Source organism: uncultured Altererythrobacter sp. (assembly GCF_913057185.1).
Classification (GTDB): domain Bacteria; phylum Pseudomonadota; class Alphaproteobacteria; order Sphingomonadales; family Sphingomonadaceae; genus Erythrobacter; species Erythrobacter rubellus.
In genome coordinates this window covers 1,258,751-1,276,420 of record NZ_CAJXNK010000001.1, presented here as the reverse complement: position 1 = coordinate 1,276,420, position 17,670 = coordinate 1,258,751, and the positions used below count along the sequence as shown (strand labels likewise).

General features: G+C 57.3%; 17 protein-coding genes and 1 tRNA gene. 9 read left to right on the top strand and 9 right to left on the bottom strand.

The genetic code is table 11. The features are described from left to right. Window positions 1–64 precede the first annotated feature (64 nt). The 3 genes from QZ487_RS06435 to QZ487_RS06425 form a co-directional block, all read right to left on the bottom strand. On the bottom strand, window positions 65–1,171 hold the full coding sequence (locus tag QZ487_RS06435) for an ATP phosphoribosyltransferase regulatory subunit (protein ID WP_285974840.1): 1,107 nt from the start codon (window positions 1,169–1,171) through the stop codon (window positions 65–67). A 28-nt stretch (window positions 1,172–1,199) separates the two neighbouring features. Continuing rightward, window positions 1,200–2,783 carry a phosphoglycerate dehydrogenase gene (gene serA, locus QZ487_RS06430; RefSeq protein WP_285974839.1) on the bottom strand — a complete coding sequence of 528 codons (1,584 nt, stop codon included), beginning with the start codon at window positions 2,781–2,783 and terminating at the stop codon, window positions 1,200–1,202. A gap of 95 nt (window positions 2,784–2,878) precedes the next feature. After that, window positions 2,879–4,045: a phosphoserine transaminase gene (locus tag QZ487_RS06425; protein ID WP_285974838.1), complete on the bottom strand. Its 1,167-nt coding sequence runs from the start codon at window positions 4,043–4,045 to the stop codon at window positions 2,879–2,881. A 306-nt stretch (window positions 4,046–4,351) separates the two neighbouring features. Here QZ487_RS06425 and QZ487_RS06420 point away from each other — a divergent pair, with 306 nt between their 5' ends. Further along, a complete protein-coding gene (locus QZ487_RS06420; RefSeq protein ID WP_285974837.1) occupies window positions 4,352–4,702 on the top strand; it encodes a hypothetical protein in 351 nt (116 codons plus the stop codon). 102 nt (window positions 4,703–4,804) lie between these two features. Next, window positions 4,805–6,007 (top strand): glycosyltransferase family 1 protein, encoded by a 1,203-nt coding sequence (locus tag QZ487_RS06415; protein ID WP_296023835.1) that lies wholly within the window; start codon window positions 4,805–4,807, stop codon window positions 6,005–6,007. Between the two features lie 6 nt (window positions 6,008–6,013). Here the strand turns inward: QZ487_RS06415 and QZ487_RS06410 are convergent, their stop codons facing one another. After that, window positions 6,014–6,433 carry a hypothetical protein gene (locus QZ487_RS06410; protein ID WP_296023834.1) on the bottom strand — a complete coding sequence of 140 codons (420 nt, stop codon included), beginning with the start codon at window positions 6,431–6,433 and terminating at the stop codon, window positions 6,014–6,016. A gap of 106 nt (window positions 6,434–6,539) precedes the next feature. Continuing rightward, window positions 6,540–7,199 (bottom strand): PadR family transcriptional regulator, encoded by a 660-nt coding sequence (locus QZ487_RS06405; RefSeq protein WP_285974834.1) that lies wholly within the window; start codon window positions 7,197–7,199, stop codon window positions 6,540–6,542. A gap of 105 nt (window positions 7,200–7,304) precedes the next feature. Between QZ487_RS06405 and QZ487_RS06400 the strand changes: the two genes are divergently transcribed. The 4 genes from QZ487_RS06400 to QZ487_RS06385 all read left to right on the top strand — a co-directional run bounded on the left by QZ487_RS06400 (window position 7,305) and on the right by QZ487_RS06385 (window position 10,455). Beyond that, window positions 7,305–8,630, top strand: a complete 1,326-nt coding sequence (locus QZ487_RS06400; RefSeq protein ID WP_296023832.1) for a replication-associated recombination protein A — start codon at window positions 7,305–7,307, stop codon at window positions 8,628–8,630. Then, complete coding sequence (locus QZ487_RS06395) at window positions 8,623–9,507, top strand: hypothetical protein (RefSeq protein ID WP_296023831.1); 885 nt, start codon at window positions 8,623–8,625, stop codon at window positions 9,505–9,507. Before QZ487_RS06400 ends, QZ487_RS06395 begins: the two co-directional genes overlap by 8 nt. Window positions 9,508–9,619: 112 nt before the next feature. Beyond that, window positions 9,620–9,695 (top strand) — tRNA-Thr (locus QZ487_RS06390). 235 nt (window positions 9,696–9,930) lie between these two features. Further along, window positions 9,931–10,455 carry a hypothetical protein gene (locus QZ487_RS06385; RefSeq protein WP_285974831.1) on the top strand — a complete coding sequence of 175 codons (525 nt, stop codon included), beginning with the start codon at window positions 9,931–9,933 and terminating at the stop codon, window positions 10,453–10,455. A 149-nt stretch (window positions 10,456–10,604) separates the two neighbouring features. Here QZ487_RS06385 and QZ487_RS06380 read toward each other — a convergent pair whose 3' ends face one another. Next, window positions 10,605–10,811, bottom strand: a complete 207-nt coding sequence (locus QZ487_RS06380; RefSeq protein ID WP_285974829.1) for a hypothetical protein — start codon at window positions 10,809–10,811, stop codon at window positions 10,605–10,607. Window positions 10,812–10,976: 165 nt separating this feature from the next. On the opposite strand from QZ487_RS06380, the gene QZ487_RS06375 reads away from it, so the two are divergent. From QZ487_RS06375 to QZ487_RS06365, 3 genes are all read left to right on the top strand, one after another. Continuing rightward, on the top strand, window positions 10,977–12,194 hold the full coding sequence (locus QZ487_RS06375) for an argininosuccinate synthase (RefSeq protein ID WP_285976915.1): 1,218 nt from the start codon (window positions 10,977–10,979) through the stop codon (window positions 12,192–12,194). A gap of 818 nt (window positions 12,195–13,012) precedes the next feature. Next, window positions 13,013–13,516, top strand: a complete 504-nt coding sequence (locus QZ487_RS06370; RefSeq protein ID WP_285976913.1) for a septal ring lytic transglycosylase RlpA family protein — start codon at window positions 13,013–13,015, stop codon at window positions 13,514–13,516. Window positions 13,517–13,591: 75 nt separating this feature from the next. Beyond that, entirely contained in the window at window positions 13,592–14,200 is a 609-nt protein-coding gene (locus QZ487_RS06365; RefSeq protein ID WP_285976912.1) for a hypothetical protein, read from the top strand. A gap of 47 nt (window positions 14,201–14,247) precedes the next feature. Here the strand turns inward: QZ487_RS06365 and QZ487_RS06360 are convergent, their stop codons facing one another. From QZ487_RS06360 to uvrA, 3 genes are read right to left on the bottom strand one after another with little or no spacing between them, the layout of a single operon-like run. Then, window positions 14,248–14,472 (bottom strand): hypothetical protein, encoded by a 225-nt coding sequence (locus QZ487_RS06360; protein ID WP_285976911.1) that lies wholly within the window; start codon window positions 14,470–14,472, stop codon window positions 14,248–14,250. Continuing rightward, window positions 14,469–14,726 carry a hypothetical protein gene (locus QZ487_RS06355; RefSeq protein WP_296023828.1) on the bottom strand — a complete coding sequence of 86 codons (258 nt, stop codon included), beginning with the start codon at window positions 14,724–14,726 and terminating at the stop codon, window positions 14,469–14,471. Before QZ487_RS06355 ends, QZ487_RS06360 begins: the two co-directional genes overlap by 4 nt. A gap of 25 nt (window positions 14,727–14,751) precedes the next feature. Further along, window positions 14,752–17,667 carry an excinuclease ABC subunit UvrA gene (gene uvrA, locus QZ487_RS06350; RefSeq protein ID WP_296023827.1) on the bottom strand — a complete coding sequence of 972 codons (2,916 nt, stop codon included), beginning with the start codon at window positions 17,665–17,667 and terminating at the stop codon, window positions 14,752–14,754. Window positions 17,668–17,670 lie beyond the last annotated feature (3 nt).

Here is a 17,670-nt window from a genome sequence, read left to right as displayed (position 1 = left end):
AACTGGGCATGGAAAAGGTGATGCAAGCGGGCGTCTGGATCAGCGAACACGTGCGCTCGCGGAACTAGAGCGCAACCATATCCTTGCCGGAAAGCTTGTGCGTGCAGCCAAGCGCAAGGAGATCTTCGCCGTCTTCGATCTGGGCAAGAGTACGATAGCCTTTGGCACGAAGCTCCGCCGCTTTTTCTCTGTCATGCCCATTTGCGAGGTACACCAGATCGACTGTTTCGCTGCCCCGCGAGCCTTCGATCATCTGATCGACATATAGCGTGAAGCCGGTTGCTGGCTCATTGGCGCCGCCAATCAAATAGGTTCCACCCCGCCCCACTGCACCGCGAACACCTTCGGCATAAAGCGTGAAGCCAAACCAGCTTTGGTATTCGAAGCCATGGCGTTCGGTCGGATCCAATGTAACGCGCGCCGCGTCTCCGATCCGCTTCACAATTGCTTTCAGCCCCGCGATCCTGGAAGCGAGCGCCCCGCCGGCATCAATTGCACACAATTTCTCAAGTGCTTCTTCGAACGGGCCTGTCGCATAGAGCAGCGGTAGATAGGCTTCGCCACCTGCCGCGCGCAGTCCGCCTGCATCCTTCATATCCAGCTCTCGACGAACATTGCCGATCAATTCCGGTGCCAAGGGCAAAGCGCTTTCAGACAAAGTGTCGACAAGGTCTGGCAGCGTAAAATCAACCGAGATACCCGTCAGACCTGCTGCAGATAATGCCTCAATTGCGAGTGCAACCACTTCGCTTGCCGCAGCAACGGAATCTGCACCGATCAGCTCCGCCCCCAGCTGCGTTCGTTCACGCGCGGGTGCAAGCTGATCCGCTTTGATCTGCGCCGTCTCACCGCAATAGGCCAGCCGCAAAGGCCGCGGCGTGCCTGCCATACTGGTCGCTGCGATTCGGCCGATCTGCGGTGTGATATCGCTGCGCAAAGCGAGCGTACGCAGACTGACCGGATCTACGAACCGAAACATTCGGCGCGGCTGCACACCGTCCATACGGCCTGCAAGCGACTTCTCGAATTCGATCAGCGGCGGGCGTACGCGATCATAGCCATGGCTCCACAGCACATCGAGCGATGACCGCATGGCGCGCGTGATCGCCTCCGCCTCGCGCGGCAGCTTGTCTTCAAGCCCTTCAGGCAACAGGTCGTCTGGTTCGGTCATTACACGCGGGCGCTTGCCCTATCCGCGATCAGAATTCCAGCGCTTTGACCAGTTTCACACCTTCGATCTCAGTTGCCTGAGCGATCACATCGTCAGGGATCTTCTGATCGAGACTGAGAAGCAGCACGGCTTCGCCGCCGGCTTCGCGACGCCCGAGGTTGAAGGTTCCGATATTGATATCATGCGAACCAAGCAATGTGCCGATACGGCCGATGAAGCCCGGTTTGTCATCATTGACAACATAAAGCATGTGACCGCTCAGCTCGGCTTCGATACCGATTCCGAAGATTTCCACCAGCCGTGGGGCGTCGTTTCCAAACAGTGTTCCGGCCACGGAACGTGGTCCCTCGGCAGTCTGAACCGTCACACGGATCAGCGTGTTAAACGCCCCTTCGCGCGACTGGCGCACTTCGCTGACCTCGAGCCCGCGTTCCTTCGCGAGATATGGCGCGTTGACCATGTTCACCGTGTCTGAATAGCGGCGCATAAAGCCCGCCAGGACCGCACCCGTGATGGGTTTGCCGTTAAGCTCGGCAGCCGCGCCTTCGCGCTCGATACTGACCTTTTCGAGATTGCCGTGCGCGAGTTGTCCAACAAGCGAACCAAGCGCCTCCGCAAGGCCCATGTACGGCTTTAGTTTCGGCGCCTCTTCGGCACTAAGCGAAGGCATGTTGAGCGCATTGGTAACGCCGCCATTGACCAGATAATCGCTGATCTGTTCAGCAACCTGTAGCGCTACGTTCACCTGTGCCTCTGTCGTCGACGCGCCCAGATGCGGCGTGCAGATAAAGTTCGGCGCACCGAACAGCGGGTTGTCCGTTGCGGGCTCGGATTCAAACACGTCTAGCGCAGCTGCTGCAACCTGGCCGCTTTCCAGGCAATCCTTCAGCGCTGCTTCATCGATCAACCCTCCACGTGCGCAATTGACGATGCGGATGCCGGGCTTTGCATTCTCGAGCCGTTCGCGGCTCAAGATATTGCGCGTCTGGTCGGTCAACGGGGTGTGCAGGCTGACAAAATCAGCGCGGCCAAGCAGCGTGTCCAGATCGACCTTCTCGATACCGAGCTCGATCGCGCGCTCTTCGGTCAGAAATGGGTCGTAAGCGATCACTTTCATCTTGAGGCCTTGTGCGCGGCTCGCCACGATCGAACCGATATTGCCCGCACCAATCAGGCCGAGCGTCTTGCCGGTCACCTCGATGCCCATGAAGTCTTTCTTGGGCCATTCGCCGGCTTGCGTACGGGTGTTCGCCGCCGGGATCTGGCGCGCCAGCGCCATGATCATCGCAATCGCGTGTTCAGCAGTGGTGATCGAGTTGCCGAACGGTGTGTTCATGACGACTACACCTTTGCCAGAGGCGTAGGGGATATCGACATTGTCGACACCGATACCTGCACGGCCAATCACCTTCAGATTAGTGGCCGCATCCAGGATTTCTTTTGTCACAGTGGTCGACGAACGGATCGCGAGCCCATCGTACTGGCCGATGATCTCGGCCAATTGTTCAGGCGTGTGATCGGTGATCACATCCACTTCGCAGCCACGTTCTTCGAATATACGCGCGGCATTCGGGTCCATCTTGTCAGAGATGAGTACTTTAGGTTTGGTCATGTTACTGATCCTTTGCGTGCTCTTGCGAAAACAGGAGCCCAGAATTTCGGTTTGTTCGAGTTGGCGCAGGGTTCCTGCTTCCGCAGGAACTCACATCAGATGCCAGACTTAACGGTCTCGTATGCCCATTCGATCCAGGGCAGCAGACGCTTCAGGTCTTCCTGCTCAACCGTGCCACCACACCAGATGCGCAAGCTTGGCGGGGCATCTCGATAACCGTTAAAGTCATAGCCCACGTTGCGCTCTTCCAGCATCTTTGCGATTGTCTTTGGCACGGCAGCCTGATCTTCTGCAGAACGGCCTTCGTACCATTCGCCCTGAAAAACAAAGCACACACCGGTATTGGTGCGCTGCGCCGGATCGCTGACCATATTGCGCAACCAAGGCGTCGCCTCGATCCAATCGGTGACGATCTTTGCGTTTGCATCGGCCCGTTCGAACATAGCCTTGCGACCGCCGATCGACTGCGCCCATTCCAGCGCCGCGATATAGTCTTCAGTCGCGAGCAAAGATGGCGTGTTGATCGTTGCACCTTCAAAGATGCCGCGATTGATCTTGTCACCCTTCTTAAGGCGAAACAACTTGGGAAGCGGCCACTCGGGATCATAGCTTTCGATCCGCTCGACCGCCTTGGGTGAAAGGATCAGCATGCCGTGTTGCGCCTCTGAACCCATCACTTTTTGCCAGCTATAGGTCGTGGCATCGAGCTTTGCCCAATCCATTTCCTGCGCAAACACTGCGCTGGTGGCGTCATTGATGGTCACACCAGCACGGCCTGGAGCGAGCCAATCCGTGTTCGGTATCTTCGCGCCCGAAGTCGTACCGTTCCAGGTGAAGACAACGTCATTATCTTGCGGAATCTGGTTCAGATCGGGAATTTCGCCATAGTCGGCATCAAGGACTTGCAAGTCCTTTAGCTTGAGCTGTTTGACCGCATCCTGAATCCAGACATTGCCGAAGCTTTCCCATGCCGCGACGGTTGCGGGGCCCTGCCCCAGCATCGTCCACATCGCGCATTCCAGCGCGCCAGTATCAGAAGCCGGCATGATGCCAACGAGATAGTCCTCTGGCACGCCCAGCATCTCTTTGGACAGATCGATCGCGTATTTGAGACGCGCCTTGCCTGTCGCCGAGCGGTGCGAGCGACCGAGCGATTCTGTCTTCAGCTTATCTAGGGACCAGCCCGGGAATTTAACCGTGGGACCGGAAGAAAATTGTGGGCGCGCCGGCTTCAGTGCCGGTTCGCTGGGTATGCTAGTCATGTATTCTCTCCTTACAGAGAGCTCGCGCGGCGTTGGGACCGCGTGGCCCACGGATCGCATTAGTTTTGCGCCGCAACATGTCAAGCGATGCTGGCGGGCTGTGCAAAGCTATTCACGTCACGACTCGTCGCTGGAAAAGCGCCTCTTGCCGCAGCATAGAGCGTCGCAGCCTGTTAAAAAACTCGTGGAAATCTTCATTTTCAATTTTTTTATCAATATTTTACCGCGCAGCATGAAAGTTTCACTGGAAACGAAACTTCGGCTATCTTGTCTGCTCTCCATGGGGGAGAGATTGGGAGAGAATATATGGAAAAAGTTGGGGGACTGGCAGCTGGTTTGGCAGTGGTGCTAGCAATTGTTGGTGGGTTTGTATCCATTCCGGGCCTGGAAGTCGGATTGATCATACTCGTTCTGGGAATCATTGGCGGCATTGCCGCTGATCAGGACGGTGCCATTCGTATGTATTTGGCAGTTCTTGTTCTGCCTGCGGTTGGTGCAGTGCTTGGCGCGATTCCGGCAATTGGGGAATATTTGACCGCAATCTTCAGCAACCTTGCTGTTGCGGCCGCTGGTATGTCCGCATCGCTAATCACACGTCGCTTGTACGATATGGTGATGGGTGCGCTGAAAGGCCTTTCGTCAGGCTCTGACAGCTAAAGCAAAACCCTACTTCCGATCATGAGATCGGTGGAGGCGGCGCGCAAGTTGATTGCGCGCCGCTTTTCATTCGCAATGCTGTGCTATATGCCGACTTAGAATATGCACACCAGCGAACTTCGCATTGCCCTTTTCAGTGGCAATTACAACTACACGCGTGACGGCGCGAACCAGGCTTTGAACCGTTTGGTGGAGTATTTGCTCCGTCAGGGAGCGTCTGTGCGTGTCTACGCGCCTAAGGTGGCAAACCCGGATTTTGAGCCTACAGGTGATCTGGTTGGCGTGCCCAATGTCCGGATGCCGGTGAAGGGGCGCGGTGAATACCGCTTACCCACCGGACTAAGCCGGAAGGCTAAAGACGATCTGGTGAAATTTGAGCCAAATGTCGCCCATATTTCGTCTCCTGATCCAACGGGTCATGCCGCGTTACGATGGGCACAAGAATACGATTTGCCCGTGCTTTCATCGGTTCACACGCGCTTCGAAACCTATCCGCGCTATTATGGACTCTCATTTCTTGAGCCCACCATCGAGTGGATTTTGCGCCGGTTCTACAATCGTTGTGACGCGCTGGTGGCTCCATCGCAAAGCATGGTCGACACGCTGATTGAGCAAGACATGCATGATGACATCACGATCTGGTCGCGCGGGGTAGATCGAACGATCTTTGACCCCAGCAAACGCGACATGGAGTGGCGTCGTTCGCTCGGGCTGGAAGATGATGACGTTGCCATCGTTTTTCTGGGCCGCTTGGTCATGGAAAAAGGGCTTGATGTGTTCGCGGACACAATCATCGAGCTGCGCAAAAGGCAGGTCCCACACAAGGTTCTCGTCATTGGCGATGGCCCGGCGAAGGATTGGTTCAAGCAAGCCCTGCCCGGGGGCATTTTCGCCGGATTCCAGACCGGCGCTGACCTGGGCCGCGCGCTCGCAAGCGGTGACATTTTCTTCAACCCGTCAATAACCGAGACATTCGGCAATGTGACGCTGGAAGCCATGGCTAGCGGACTGCCGGTGGTTGCCGCTGGCGCGACTGGTGCGTCTTCGCTCGTTACGCCAGAAGAGACCGGGCAGCTTGTACCGCCCGGTGATGCCGCCGCTTTTGCAGAAGCTATCGCGCCTTATTGCACTGATGATGCGCACCGCCACGCGCATGGTGCAGCCGGTGAACGCAAATCGCGCGAATATAGCTGGGATGCCATCAATCAGGTGGTGGCCGACACCTATATCCGCCTCGTCACCGCGCGCGAGGAATTGCGCGCCGAAGACGAGGCGAAGATCAAGGCGGCGTTGGATTCAGCCTAGTTCAGGTCAGTCCAATATGCCTTCGGACTGCATCTTGCGGGCATACCAAAGCATAAACAGTGTGGTGGCCCAAATAGTCAGGTTTAGCGGCAGGCTCACCTCCGCCGGCACCTCGATCATGAAGTTCTGATAGATCGTTGTACCAACCAGGCCGACCACAGAAATGGCGATTGATGTCACTGCCCAACGCGAGCGCAAGAGCAACAGGATTGATCCGAAAAATGCGCCCCAGACTCCCATAGCCCAAAGCGCATTGGACCAGGCCGGGAATGAATCAAAGAAAGCTATCTGATCTGGCGTCATGCCAAGGTCTTCCAGCTTTCCCAGATGCGTCATCATGTAACTGAAAATGCCAACAGCATTCCAAAGCAGAGCCACAATCCCGACAGCCCATAGGTGCCACGGCGCTTTCGTTGCTTCACTCATGAAAATTCTCCCCTCCAGTCCGGTCTGGTGCCGGATCGATGAAGGAAAGATTATTGCGCGCTTGGCGCGATGGCAAATGCGTTAAGCCATTGCCTACGCAAGCCGATCACATCCGCTCGATGCGCTTGGCAACTTCATCAATAATATCAACGATCTGATCAACCGTATCCTTGTCGAGCTTGCCGGCCCTTGCGCGATTTTTCAGTACAGAGGCAAGATTCCCCATTGCGCGAAACAGGTCAGGTGATTTTTCTTTCACCTTCTCTGCGCGATCGCCGTGTTCATTGATGCGGCCCATCAATTCCTCGACTTCATCTGCACGGTCTTCGAGTTCAGCCGCACCCGATGTTGTAACTTCGAAAGGCTTCTTGCCGCTCGTTTCCTCATCAGCAGGCTTGCCCTTCTTCTTGGGCTTGGACTGTTTGATCTGGCCTTCTTCTTCCAGCATTTGCAGCGTCGGGTAGACTGCGCCAGGACTTGGCGCATAAGCACCTCCGGTCATCTCTTCGATCGCTTTGATCAGCTCATAGCCGTGACGCGGCTCTTCGTTGATGAGCGCCAGCAAGGCCAAGCGTAGCTCTCCTGTGCCGAACATCCGCCCTCGACGTTTGTTGCGGCGCGCACCGTCTTGCCAATCGCGCGACTTGCGGCGGTGACGTGAGCTTTTGAACTCGTCTTCCCACTCATTTGCGGCGGAAGCCATTGCCATTGCGATCATCGGCCCCAGATTGCTCCAACCACCGCGCCCAGATCTATTCCAAGTCATTCATTTAACTCCTGAGTATCTTTGATAGCTCAAAGATGTATCTTAGAGGCCGTTTTGCAAGAGGACTTTGGCTTTGAGCGATGAACGGCTTATGGCACTCGACCAATGGCAGATCTGTTTGGCAATGACCCTTCACAGCAAGCAAAAGCCAGCGCCGCTCCGCGTGAGGACGCACCGCTGGCCGACCGCTTGCGCCCACGGACATTGGACGAAGTCATCGGGCAGGAACATCTGACCGGACCGCAAGGGGCAATCGGCCGCATGGTCGCGGCAGGCAAGCTGTCGAGCATGGTGTTGTGGGGGCCGCCTGGCACGGGCAAGACCAGCACTGCGCGTCTGCTGGCGGATGCAGTGGGCATGCGGTTTATCTCTGTAAGCGCGGTTTTTTCAGGGGTGGCGGACCTCAAGAAAGCCTTTGCCGAAGCGGACAAGATGGCGGGCGTTGGCCAAAAAACACTGTTGTTCGTGGACGAGATCCATCGCTTCAACCGCGCGCAGCAGGACGGTTTCCTTCCCTTTGTCGAGCGCGGAACGGTGACGCTGGTCGGCGCAACAACCGAAAATCCGAGCTTTGAACTCAACGCAGCTCTGCTTAGCCGTGCGCAGGTTCTGATCCTCAATCGCCTGGACGCGGCTGCTCTGGAAAAACTGCTTGCGCGCGCGGAAGAGCTGGAAGGCCCCCTCCCCCTTGATGATGCCGCGCGTGACGCCCTGATTGGCAGCGCCGACGGTGACGGGCGGTTTCTGCTCAATCAGGCCGAAACGCTTTATAATGCGCAGATCAATACCCCGCTCGATCCCGCCGGGCTTGGCACCTTCCTGCAGCGGCGAGTGTCTGTCTATGACAAGGATCGCGACGGACACTACAATCTGATCTCGGCGCTGCATAAGTCGCTTCGGGGCAGCGATCCACAGGCCGCACTATATTACATGGCGCGAATGTTAGTGGCCGGTGAAGAGCCGCTCTACGTATTGCGCCGACTGGTACGCTTTGCGAGCGAAGATGTCGGGCTGGCCGACCCTCAAGCCCTCATTCAGTGCCTCGCTGCCAAGGATGCGTATGAATTTCTTGGCTCACCCGAAGGCGAGCTCGCGATTGTGCAGGCCTGCCTCTATCTGGCGACCGCCCCCAAATCGAATACTGCCTATGCTGCCCAGAAATCAGCTTGGAAGAGCGCGAGGGAAACCGGCAGTCTGCTGCCGCCCCAGAACATCCTGAATGCTCCGACAAAGCTGATGAAGGATGTCGGCTATGGCAAAGGCTATGCCTATGATCACGATACCGAAGAAGGCTTCTCTGGCGACAATTACTGGCCGAAAGATATGGAGCCTCAGACTTATTACACGCCGGTAGAGCGCGGCTTTGAGCGCAAGGTGAAAGAGCGGATCGCCTATTGGGAAAAGCTGCGAGCCGAACGCAAAGATGCGTGACTTCACACATTATCTCGCGATTGACTGGTCGGGCGCGAAAGGCGCGCGACAGAAGGGTATTGCCCTGTCACTGGCAGAAGGCACGGGCAGTGCGCCGGTGCTGGTTGAGCCACCAAGAGGAGGCTGGGCGCGCAAAGAAGTGCTCGCCATCCTGCGCGATGATATTCCGCGCGACACACTGGTAGGGATGGATTTAGGCATTTCGCTTCCGTTTCAGGACGCAGGCGCATTCTTTCCGCATTGGAATGACAGCCCCAAGGATGCAAAATCGCTTTGGGCGCTGATCGACCAGGTTTGCTCTGATGACCCGAATTTGGAGTGCGGCAGTTTTGTCTCGCATCCTCAACTAAGCGAATATTTCCGCCATTCCAAAGAACATCTCGGACAGCATTTTCACTTGGCCGACGCTCCCACTAGGCAAGGTCGCTTTCGATGCGCCGAACTGGCTCAGCGCGAGCAAGGTGTGCGCCCGGTCAGCAATTTCAACCTTGTTGGCGCCGCGCAGGTCGGCAAATCATCTCTGACCGGCATGCGAATGCTGCACCAATTGCGCGATGCCGTCGCGGTCTGGCCGATCGATCCGCTGCCCGATAGCGGCCCTGTTGTTGTCGAGATGTACACATCTATCGCTGCGCGGGGCGGAGGTGTCGGCGGCGCCAGGACCAAACTTCGCAGTTTCGAAGATTTGAACGTGGCACTCGCGCAATTGGGCTCGCCTCCTGTGGCCGGAACCGGCCCTATCGACGACCATTCTTCGGACGCTCTGGTGACCGCGGCGTGGCTCCGCAAGATCGGCCCGGATCCAGCCTATTGGGCCCCAAAGGGCTTAACACCGGAAATTGCGCGCACCGAAGGGTGGACCTTTGGTGCTCTTTAGAATTTTTCTATGCTATGTCAGTTCCCACTTGAGGCCCGAATAACTTTCGCCTAGGGGACCGCTTCCGTTTCGGATTGCCAGGTGTTGGCAGGCAAACGGCGAACAGAAAAGTGCCGGCTTAGCTCAGTTGGTAGAGCAGTTGATTTGTAATCATCAGGCCGCGAGTTCGAATCTTGCAGCCGGCACCATACCTTTCAATAACTTAACGGTCTTTTTGGTCCGCGTCTCAGCTGATTTTTCCCCGCGGGGTAACAAATGGGGTAACAAACGACGGGAAACAAAACCGGTTGCCATTCACCCTTTCCGCGCTACTCTGCGGCGGACACTAACTCTCTCAACCGCCCTTGATATCATTGCTGAAACTTTCAAGGTGTCGCTTTCTGGAGAAGCTAGTTATTTGCAGAGAACCTTTGGTGAGAATTTATGCGCAAATCTTTCGTAATCTTGGCCGCACTATCGGCTTTTGGTGGCCTTGGAGCACTTCAGGCACAGACCAGCATTTTCGATAGGCTCAAAACAGTTATTGAGAAAAAGACTGGTAATCCCAAGACTGCCCAGCAGGAACAAAAAGCCCCACAAGGTTCTACAGAAGCCTCACCTAACGATATTCGGCAGCGTCTGACCGGTGAGTGGAATAGCAATCTAGAGCAATGCTCTAAAAATCAAATGCAATCTGACACATCCATATTTTTCAAATACGAAGAATACTCTGGAGAAGGCAACTGGTACTGGAGTGGGTACGAGTGGGGCTGCGCTGTACCTGACGATAAAGTTACAGAGCTGGGTTTTGATGGAACCTTGGAATGCGGAGCCGAAGGAGAGGACCTCTATTTGGACCTTATAGTTGAATTGAGTGACGATCCCAATAAACTGACCTATTACGACAATACTTATGGTGAAGATCAGTGGACCATGTACCGCTGTCCCGCTGGCCAATTTGAATACTGACAGTGTTTTCCAAGCTATTTCAGTCTGGCAGAAATATTTATTGTTACTAGATTTTTAAGTCCAGCCTCCGCCTTGCGCAATTGCGCGCGCCAGCTGACCCCGTTGGAATAGCCACCCTCGAGGAAGAAAATCGGCATGACCTGAAAGCCTCATGTCAGCCATTGGCTCCACGACAAGATTCCCAACAAATGCCCACCCTGCACCGCTCCGCTAGAATCGATGTAGGGAGCGGCAACCAGCCAGTGCCCGAAAACCACCGCCAGGATTGACAGCGCGCGCAGGAAGTCGACCCAGCGATTGCGCTCTGGCGGCGCCATTTGCGCCATTTCGCGCGCGTTTACCCACATACTAGCCATCACTGCTTCTCCCGCCTCTGAAGTCGTTAGATAGTACCTTCTAACTCATTTCTCATGATTTTTCGCAGCGCACGAAGCTCGACTACACCCTTGCAACACGCTTCTTCATTGCCCCTTCCCCTTGCTCCTGCTAGCCGCGCGGCGATTGAAAAGAGGTTTCCAAGAATGCCAGATATCAAACGTGTTGTTCTCGCCTATTCCGGAGGTCTCGACACCTCGGTCATCGCGAAATGGCTAGAGGTAGAGCGCGGCTGCGAAGTGGTGACATTCACCGCCGACCTCGGCCAAGGTGAAGAGATCGAGCCTGCCCGTACCAAGGCGCGTGCGATGGGCATTCCGGACAAGCACATCTATATCGAAGATCTGCGCGAGGAATTCGTTCGCGATTTCGTATTCCCGATGATGCGCGCCAATGCACGCTATGAAGGCGACTATCTGCTGGGCACCTCCATTGCGCGACCTCTGATCTCTAAACGATTGGTCGAAATTGCGCATGAGACAGGCGCTGATGCGATAGCGCATGGTGCAACCGGCAAAGGCAATGATCAGGTTCGTTTCGAGCTGAGCGCATATGCGCTTGACCCCGACATCAAAGTCATTGCGCCTTGGCGCGAGTGGGACCTGACCAGCCGGACCGCGCTGATCGAATGGGCGGAGAAGCACCAGATCGTCGTGCCTAAAGACAAGCGCGGTGAGAGCCCGTTCTCGACCGATGCGAACCTGCTCCACACCTCGTCTGAGGGCAAAGTCCTGGAAGACCCGTGGGAAGAGACGCCGGATTATGTCTATTCGCGCACCGACAACCCTGAGGGCGCGCCGGATACACCCGAATATATCACCATCGATTTCGAACGCGGCGATGGAGTGGCGCTAAACGGTGAAGCGATGTCGCCTGCCGAGCTGCTGACCGCGCTGAATGATCTAGGTCGCAAGCACGGCATTGGCCGGCTCGATCTGGTCGAGAACCGTTTCGTCGGGATGAAGTCGCGCGGCATGTATGAAACTCCGGGCGGCGAGATTTATGCCCGCGCACATCGCGGGATCGAGCAGATCACGCTTGATCGCGGGGCAGCCCATCTCAAGGATGAGCTGATGCCCAAATATGCAGAGCTGATCTACAACGGGTTCTGGTTCGCCCCTGAACGCGAAATGCTGCAGGCGGCGATTGACCACAGTCAGGAGAAAGTCAGCGGTAGGGTTCGCCTGAAGCTCTACAAAGGTGTTGCAGGCGTAGTTGGACGTAAGAGCGCGAACTCGCTCTACTCCGAATCGCACGTCACTTTCGAAGACGATGCCGGCGCTTACGATCAAAAAGACGCTGAAGGCTTCATCAAGCTGAACGCTTTACGGCTCAAGTTGCTTGCGAAACGCGATCACGCCTGAGGCTAACACACATTTTCGACGAATGGTTGAGTTATCCACGCGCGTCCACAGGTGATCTGAGGGAAAGTGGATAAGTCGGGGTTGCAAAGCTTGCGCGACTCACTGCGAGGGCGCAGTCTTGAAACATCGGAAGGGAGAGAAACCCAACCGGAAATTTGGCTCCAACGAGTTGATTTCACGAGAGTTTCTCAAAAAACCGACGCAGTGGATTTTTTCCACGCGGACTTCGAGACTGGATATGCAGAAGGTGCAAACTGGAAGCAAGTGCAGTTGCCTGAGAAGAACGCGAAGCACATTCACTGGATAGGCCAGGAACCTGGTTGTGGACCGAGGAAGGTGGAAGCTGAGGCAGAAACCAGCCGTTTGAGGGAAGTGATCGCGAAGGGGGAATGGTCTCGGTAGCGTTGGAAGACACAGCACCGCTTGAAAAGGCTTCGGCACGGACAGGTAGGACTGAGTTGAAAGGCGAGACCGGATGCCGACGCGAGCGTCGGTGAAAAGAACCTCCAACCCGTTGGAGGGGATAGAAACCGAGTGCCAAGCGCTTCTTGAAAGGTTCGCCGGACAAGAAGACCACGCGACGGTAAGAGTGGGGTCGGCAGCAATGTCGGCCCCATTTGCTTTTGGTTCTTGGAGTACAGACTTCTTCCCGTACCGGGCACGCAGCTGGACGCAGATTTCGCACAACTTTCGCTCGATGCAGCCGCCCAAGCGCCGGCTTGCGCAGCGGAAATTTGCATATTGCTACCCTGCTTGGCTATTCTTCCGGAATGGAGAGGGCTTTCCATCTTCATGCGCGGATTTGCTGCGCCCTCATAGTGAGCTTGCTCGCTATAGCTTCGCCGCCGGTTGTAGGACAGGATGCGGGCGAGGACGGATATTCAGAAGCCCAGCAAGAAGACCAGAGCTTCCAAGATGGCTTTTCCGAGTTCGACATCCCCCTCCCTCCGCACGACCATCCTTACGACGCCGTCGACATTTCTGAGATCGAACCGCCACAAGAGCCAGCCGTCGGTGATGTCGTACGCGATCTCGGCACCGGTCACGCCTCCTACTACGGGCGCCGCTTTCACGGCCGAAGAACTGCCAATGGAGAGCGATTTGACATGCGGGCGATGACTGCGGCGCACAAGACGCTTCCCTTTGGCAGCATGGTGCTTGTCACTAATACCGGCAACGGCCGATCCATTATCGTCAGGATCAATGATCGCGGTCCCTTCACGCCTAATCGCGTGATTGACCTAAGCCGCGCCGCCGCAGAGGAAATCGGCCTGGTCCGACGTGGAGTGGGCGAAGTACGTATAGAACTGTTGGCGAGTTGATCTTGCACCAATTTCGCATTTGACTTGAGCGCCCCAGCACCCCAGTCTCCGGCTCGCAAACCGGGGGTGGTTTCCATGACACGCAACTTCGCAAACATCGCTTTCGTATCCGCCATCGCGCTGACACTCTCGGCTTGTGCAGAGCCGGCCGAGCAAGCGCCGGACACTGCGGCGTCAGCGACCGAGAACATGACAGCGGCCAGCTTCGGCTGCATCCGCGATCTGACCCAGGTTGACCGTTTCTTCGTCGGCAACCTTGATGGCGACCTGGAAGCGACCGTTGCAGTTGCGTCGTCCGAGGACGGCGGCGTCTTTCCGGTTGGTTCGGTCGTCCAGCTTGTTCCAGGCGAAGCGATGGTCAAACGCGCAAAAGGTTTCAATGCGGACACCAAGGATTGGGAGTTCTTCGAATTCGAAGTTTCTCCTGAAGGCACCGCGATCCGCAAGCGGGGACATGTCGACGTCGTCAACCGGTTCGACGGCAATTGCCTGGAATGCCATGAGAAGGCGCGGCCCGAGTTCGACATGATCTGCAGCACGGACAATGGCTGTGACCCGATCCCGATCAATGACGCGATGATCCGCGCACTTCAGAAGACCGATCCGCGCTGTGGCGCCCCGCTCGAGCTCACCAGCGAAGAGAGCGAAGGCCTGGCCGCGCTGATGGCCGCTACGGGGCGCTAACCGCCCCCGCCCGCACCCCGCGAGTTCTTCCAGTCGAACAGCTTCATCTACTGCGCGGCAAAGCTGAACAGCACGGTTCCCGTCAGCAGGAAGCTCAAAATCACCGCCACCACCGCATTGCCCGCGGGCGCATAGCCGAGCGCGTCTGCCCAGAAAAAACCCCCGGCACCCCAGCCCAGTGTGAATGACACCAAGGTGTATATCCAGCCGACTTCCCTGACTTCGGCCTGGCTCAGCCGCGAATAGAAGCCCGTCATCACGATACCGATCATGACGCTTGGAGCCCTCCGGCAAGGTGGAAACTGAGCAGTGCGGTCGCCTCGCTCGCGCCATAGGCATTGGCCGCGACCGACACGAAGGGTACGAATAGCAAGGGGTAGGCCCCGGTCAGCAACGCACGGCTGTGCATCCGGTCTGCCTTGCCGATCTCTCGCCCGCTCATCACGAAGGTCAGGAAGATCGTAACAAACCCGATCAACACGACGGAAATCTCCGCCGCCGTCAGAAAGAACGCTTCCAATTCCATGTGTCACCTCCCTTGGTAGAGGGGTTTATTTCGCCGCCTGCCTCGATTTGTCCAGCATGTTCGCAAGATACTGCCCCGTGAAAGAGCGCGGTTCGTGAGCCACTTCTTCGGGCGTCCCCTCCGCCACGATCTCCCCCCCACGCACGCCGCCATCAGGGCCAAGGTCGAGGATATGGTCCGCGGTTTTGATCACATCCAGATTGTGCTCGATCACCACCACCGAATTGCCCTGGTCGACCAGCCTGTGCAGCACTTCCAAGAGCTTGCGCACATCCTCGAAATGCAGGCCCGTGGTCGGCTCGTCCAGAATGTAGAGTGTTTGCCCGGTGCTGCGTTTGCTGAGTTCCTTCGCCAGTTTCACCCGCTGCGCCTCGCCGCCTGACAGCGTGGTCGCTTGCTGGCCCACTTTGACGTAGCCCAGCCCCACTTCATTCAGCATATGCATCTTGTCGCGGATGGGGGGCACGGCCTTGAAGAACTCCTCCGCATCCTCGATCGTCATGTCGAGCACGTCGGCGATGGAAAGCCCCTTGAACTTCACCTCCAGCGTTTCACGATTGTAGCGACGCCCGCCGCATTCCTCGCACGTCACATAGACATCGGGAAGGAAGTGCATTTCGATCTTGATCAACCCGTCGCCGGTGCAGGCCTCGCATCGGCCACCCTTGACGTTGAACGAAAAGCGCCCGGGTTTGTAGCCGCGCGCCTGCGCCTCTGGCAGGCCGGCGAACCAGTCCCGGATATTTGTGAAGGCGCCGGTGTAGGTGGCAGGGTTGCTCCGTGGGGTACGACCGATCGGCGACTGGTCAATCTCGATCACCTTGTCGCAAAACTCCAGCCCCGTAACCTTGTCATGCGCGCCCGCAATCACGCGCGCGCCGTTCAATGTGCGCGCGGCGGCGGCATAGAGCGTGTCGATCGTGAAGCTGGACTTGCCGCTGCCCGATACGCCGGTGATGCAAGTGAATATGCCGAGCGGGATGCTGGCAGTGACGTCTTTCAGATTGTTCGCCCGCGCGCCCTTCACCGTCAGCTTGTGGCCATTGCCCTTGCGCCGCGTGGCCGGAACCGCGATCTCGCGCCGCCCGGTCAGATAATCGGCGGTCATCGAATTCTTGGCCTTCATGATCTGTTTCAGCGTGCCTTGCGCCACCACTTCGCCGCCGCGCACACCCGCGCCGGGGCCCAGATCGACGATATGATCCGCCTGACGGATCGCGTCTTCGTCATGCTCTACCACGATCACGGTATTGCCGAGATCGCGCAGCCGCTTCAATGTCTCCAGCAGGCGATCATTGTCGCGCTGGTGCAGGCCGATGCTGGGCTCGTCGAGTACGTAGAGCACGCCGGAAAGCCCGCTGCCGATCTGGCTGGCGAGCCGGATACGTTGGCTCTCCCCACCTGACAGCGTGCCGGATGTACGGTCGAGGTTGAGGTAGTCTAGGCCGACATTGTCGAGGAAGCCCAGCCGCTCGTTGATTTCCTTCAGGATGGCGCGCGCAATCTGTTGCTGCGTTTCATTGAGCTTGGCTTCAAGGCCAAGGAACCATTCCTTGGCATCGGAAACGCTCATCCTGACCGGATCGGCAATATCGGTGCCCGCGACGCGCACCGCCAGCGCTTTCTCATTCAGGCGCTTGCCATGGCAGCTTTCGCACGGCTGCGCGGTCTGGAACTTGCTCAGCTCCTCGCGCATCCACGCGCTTTCGGTCTGAAGCAATCGGCGGTTGAGATTGCCGATCACGCCTTCGAACGGCTTGCGCACGGTATATTCCTTGCGCCCGTCCTTAAAGGTCAGCTCGACCGGCATGCCGCCCGTGCCGTGCAGGATGATCATCCGCTGATCCGGCTCCAGCTGGTTCCAAGGCGTGGTGATGTCAAAGTCATACGCCTTCGCAAGGCTGGTCAGCACTTGCATGTAATAAGGTGACGGGGGATTGCTCTTCGCCCAGGGCACCACCGCGCCTTGTTTCAACGTCAGGCTTTCGTTCGGCACGACCAGCTGCGGATCGAATAACAGTTTTTCGCCGATCCCGTCGCACGTCGCGCAGGCCCCCTGCGGCGCGTTGAATGAGAACAGGCGTGGTTCGATCTCCTCGATGGTGAAGCCGCTGACCGGGCAGGCGAATTTCTCGCTAAACACGATGCGGTTGGCAGGGATGCCCACACCCTTCATCGCGCCGCCAGTCTCGCCTTCATCCTCGCGCCCCGGCACAACGCCATCCGCCAGATCGACATAGGCCAACCCTTCGGTCAGCTTCAGCGCGGTTTCAAAACTGTCCGCGAGGCGGGTTTCCAGGCCGGCCTTCACCGCCAGCCGGTCAACCACCACTTCGATATCGTGCTTGTATTTCTTGTCGAGCGCGGGCGCTTCCTCGATCGCGTAAATCTCGCCATCGATTCGAACGCGGGTGAAGCCCGCCTTCTGCCATTCGGCTAGCTCCTTGCGGTATTCGCCCTTGCGCCCGCGCACCACCGGCGCAAGCAGATAGAGCCGCGTGCCTGCGGGTAATTCTATCACCCGGTCGACCATCTGGCCGACGGTCTGCGCGCTGATCGGTTTTCCCGTGGCGGGTGAATAAGGCACGCCCACCCTCGCCCACAACAACCGCATATAGTCGTAGATCTCGGTCACCGTCGCCACGGTGGAGCGCGGATTGCGGCTCGTCGTCTTTTGCTCGATCGAGATTGCGGGAGAAAGCCCGTCGATATGCTCGACATCGGGCTTCTGCATCATTTCGAGGAATTGCCGAGCATAGGCGCTGAGCGATTCCACATAGCGCCGCTGACCCTCGGCATAGATCGTATCGAATGCGAGCGAGCTTTTCCCGCTGCCCGAAAGGCCCGTCACCACGATCAGCGCATCGCGCGGCAGATCGATATCGATACCTTTGAGGTTGTGCTCACGCGCACCGCGTACAGAAATTTTGGTCAGGGACATGCA

Excerpts from the sequence above, each read along its gene's own strand:
- QZ487_RS06435 (WP_285974840.1), bottom strand. The coding sequence starts at position 1,171 with ATGACCGAACCAGACGACCTGTTGCCTGAAGGGCTTGAAGACAAGCTG.
- serA (WP_285974839.1), bottom strand. The coding sequence starts at position 2,783 with ATGACCAAACCTAAAGTACTCATCTCTGACAAGATGGACCCGAATGCC.
- QZ487_RS06425 (WP_285974838.1), bottom strand. The coding sequence starts at position 4,045 with ATGACTAGCATACCCAGCGAACCGGCACTGAAGCCGGCGCGCCCACAA.
- QZ487_RS06420 (WP_285974837.1), top strand. The coding sequence starts at position 4,352 with ATGGAAAAAGTTGGGGGACTGGCAGCTGGTTTGGCAGTGGTGCTAGCA.
- QZ487_RS06415 (WP_296023835.1), top strand. The coding sequence starts at position 4,805 with ATGCACACCAGCGAACTTCGCATTGCCCTTTTCAGTGGCAATTACAAC.
- QZ487_RS06410 (WP_296023834.1), bottom strand. The coding sequence starts at position 6,433 with ATGAGTGAAGCAACGAAAGCGCCGTGGCACCTATGGGCTGTCGGGATT.
- QZ487_RS06405 (WP_285974834.1), bottom strand. The coding sequence starts at position 7,199 with ATGACTTGGAATAGATCTGGGCGCGGTGGTTGGAGCAATCTGGGGCCG.
- QZ487_RS06400 (WP_296023832.1), top strand. The coding sequence starts at position 7,305 with ATGGCAGATCTGTTTGGCAATGACCCTTCACAGCAAGCAAAAGCCAGC.
- QZ487_RS06395 (WP_296023831.1), top strand. The coding sequence starts at position 8,623 with ATGCGTGACTTCACACATTATCTCGCGATTGACTGGTCGGGCGCGAAA.
- QZ487_RS06385 (WP_285974831.1), top strand. The coding sequence starts at position 9,931 with ATGCGCAAATCTTTCGTAATCTTGGCCGCACTATCGGCTTTTGGTGGC.
- QZ487_RS06380 (WP_285974829.1), bottom strand. The coding sequence starts at position 10,811 with ATGGCTAGTATGTGGGTAAACGCGCGCGAAATGGCGCAAATGGCGCCG.
- QZ487_RS06375 (WP_285976915.1), top strand. The coding sequence starts at position 10,977 with ATGCCAGATATCAAACGTGTTGTTCTCGCCTATTCCGGAGGTCTCGAC.
- QZ487_RS06365 (WP_285976912.1), top strand. The coding sequence starts at position 13,592 with ATGACACGCAACTTCGCAAACATCGCTTTCGTATCCGCCATCGCGCTG.
- QZ487_RS06360 (WP_285976911.1), bottom strand. The coding sequence starts at position 14,472 with ATGATCGGTATCGTGATGACGGGCTTCTATTCGCGGCTGAGCCAGGCC.
- QZ487_RS06355 (WP_296023828.1), bottom strand. The coding sequence starts at position 14,726 with ATGGAATTGGAAGCGTTCTTTCTGACGGCGGCGGAGATTTCCGTCGTG.
- uvrA (WP_296023827.1), bottom strand. The coding sequence starts at position 17,667 with ATGTCCCTGACCAAAATTTCTGTACGCGGTGCGCGTGAGCACAACCTC.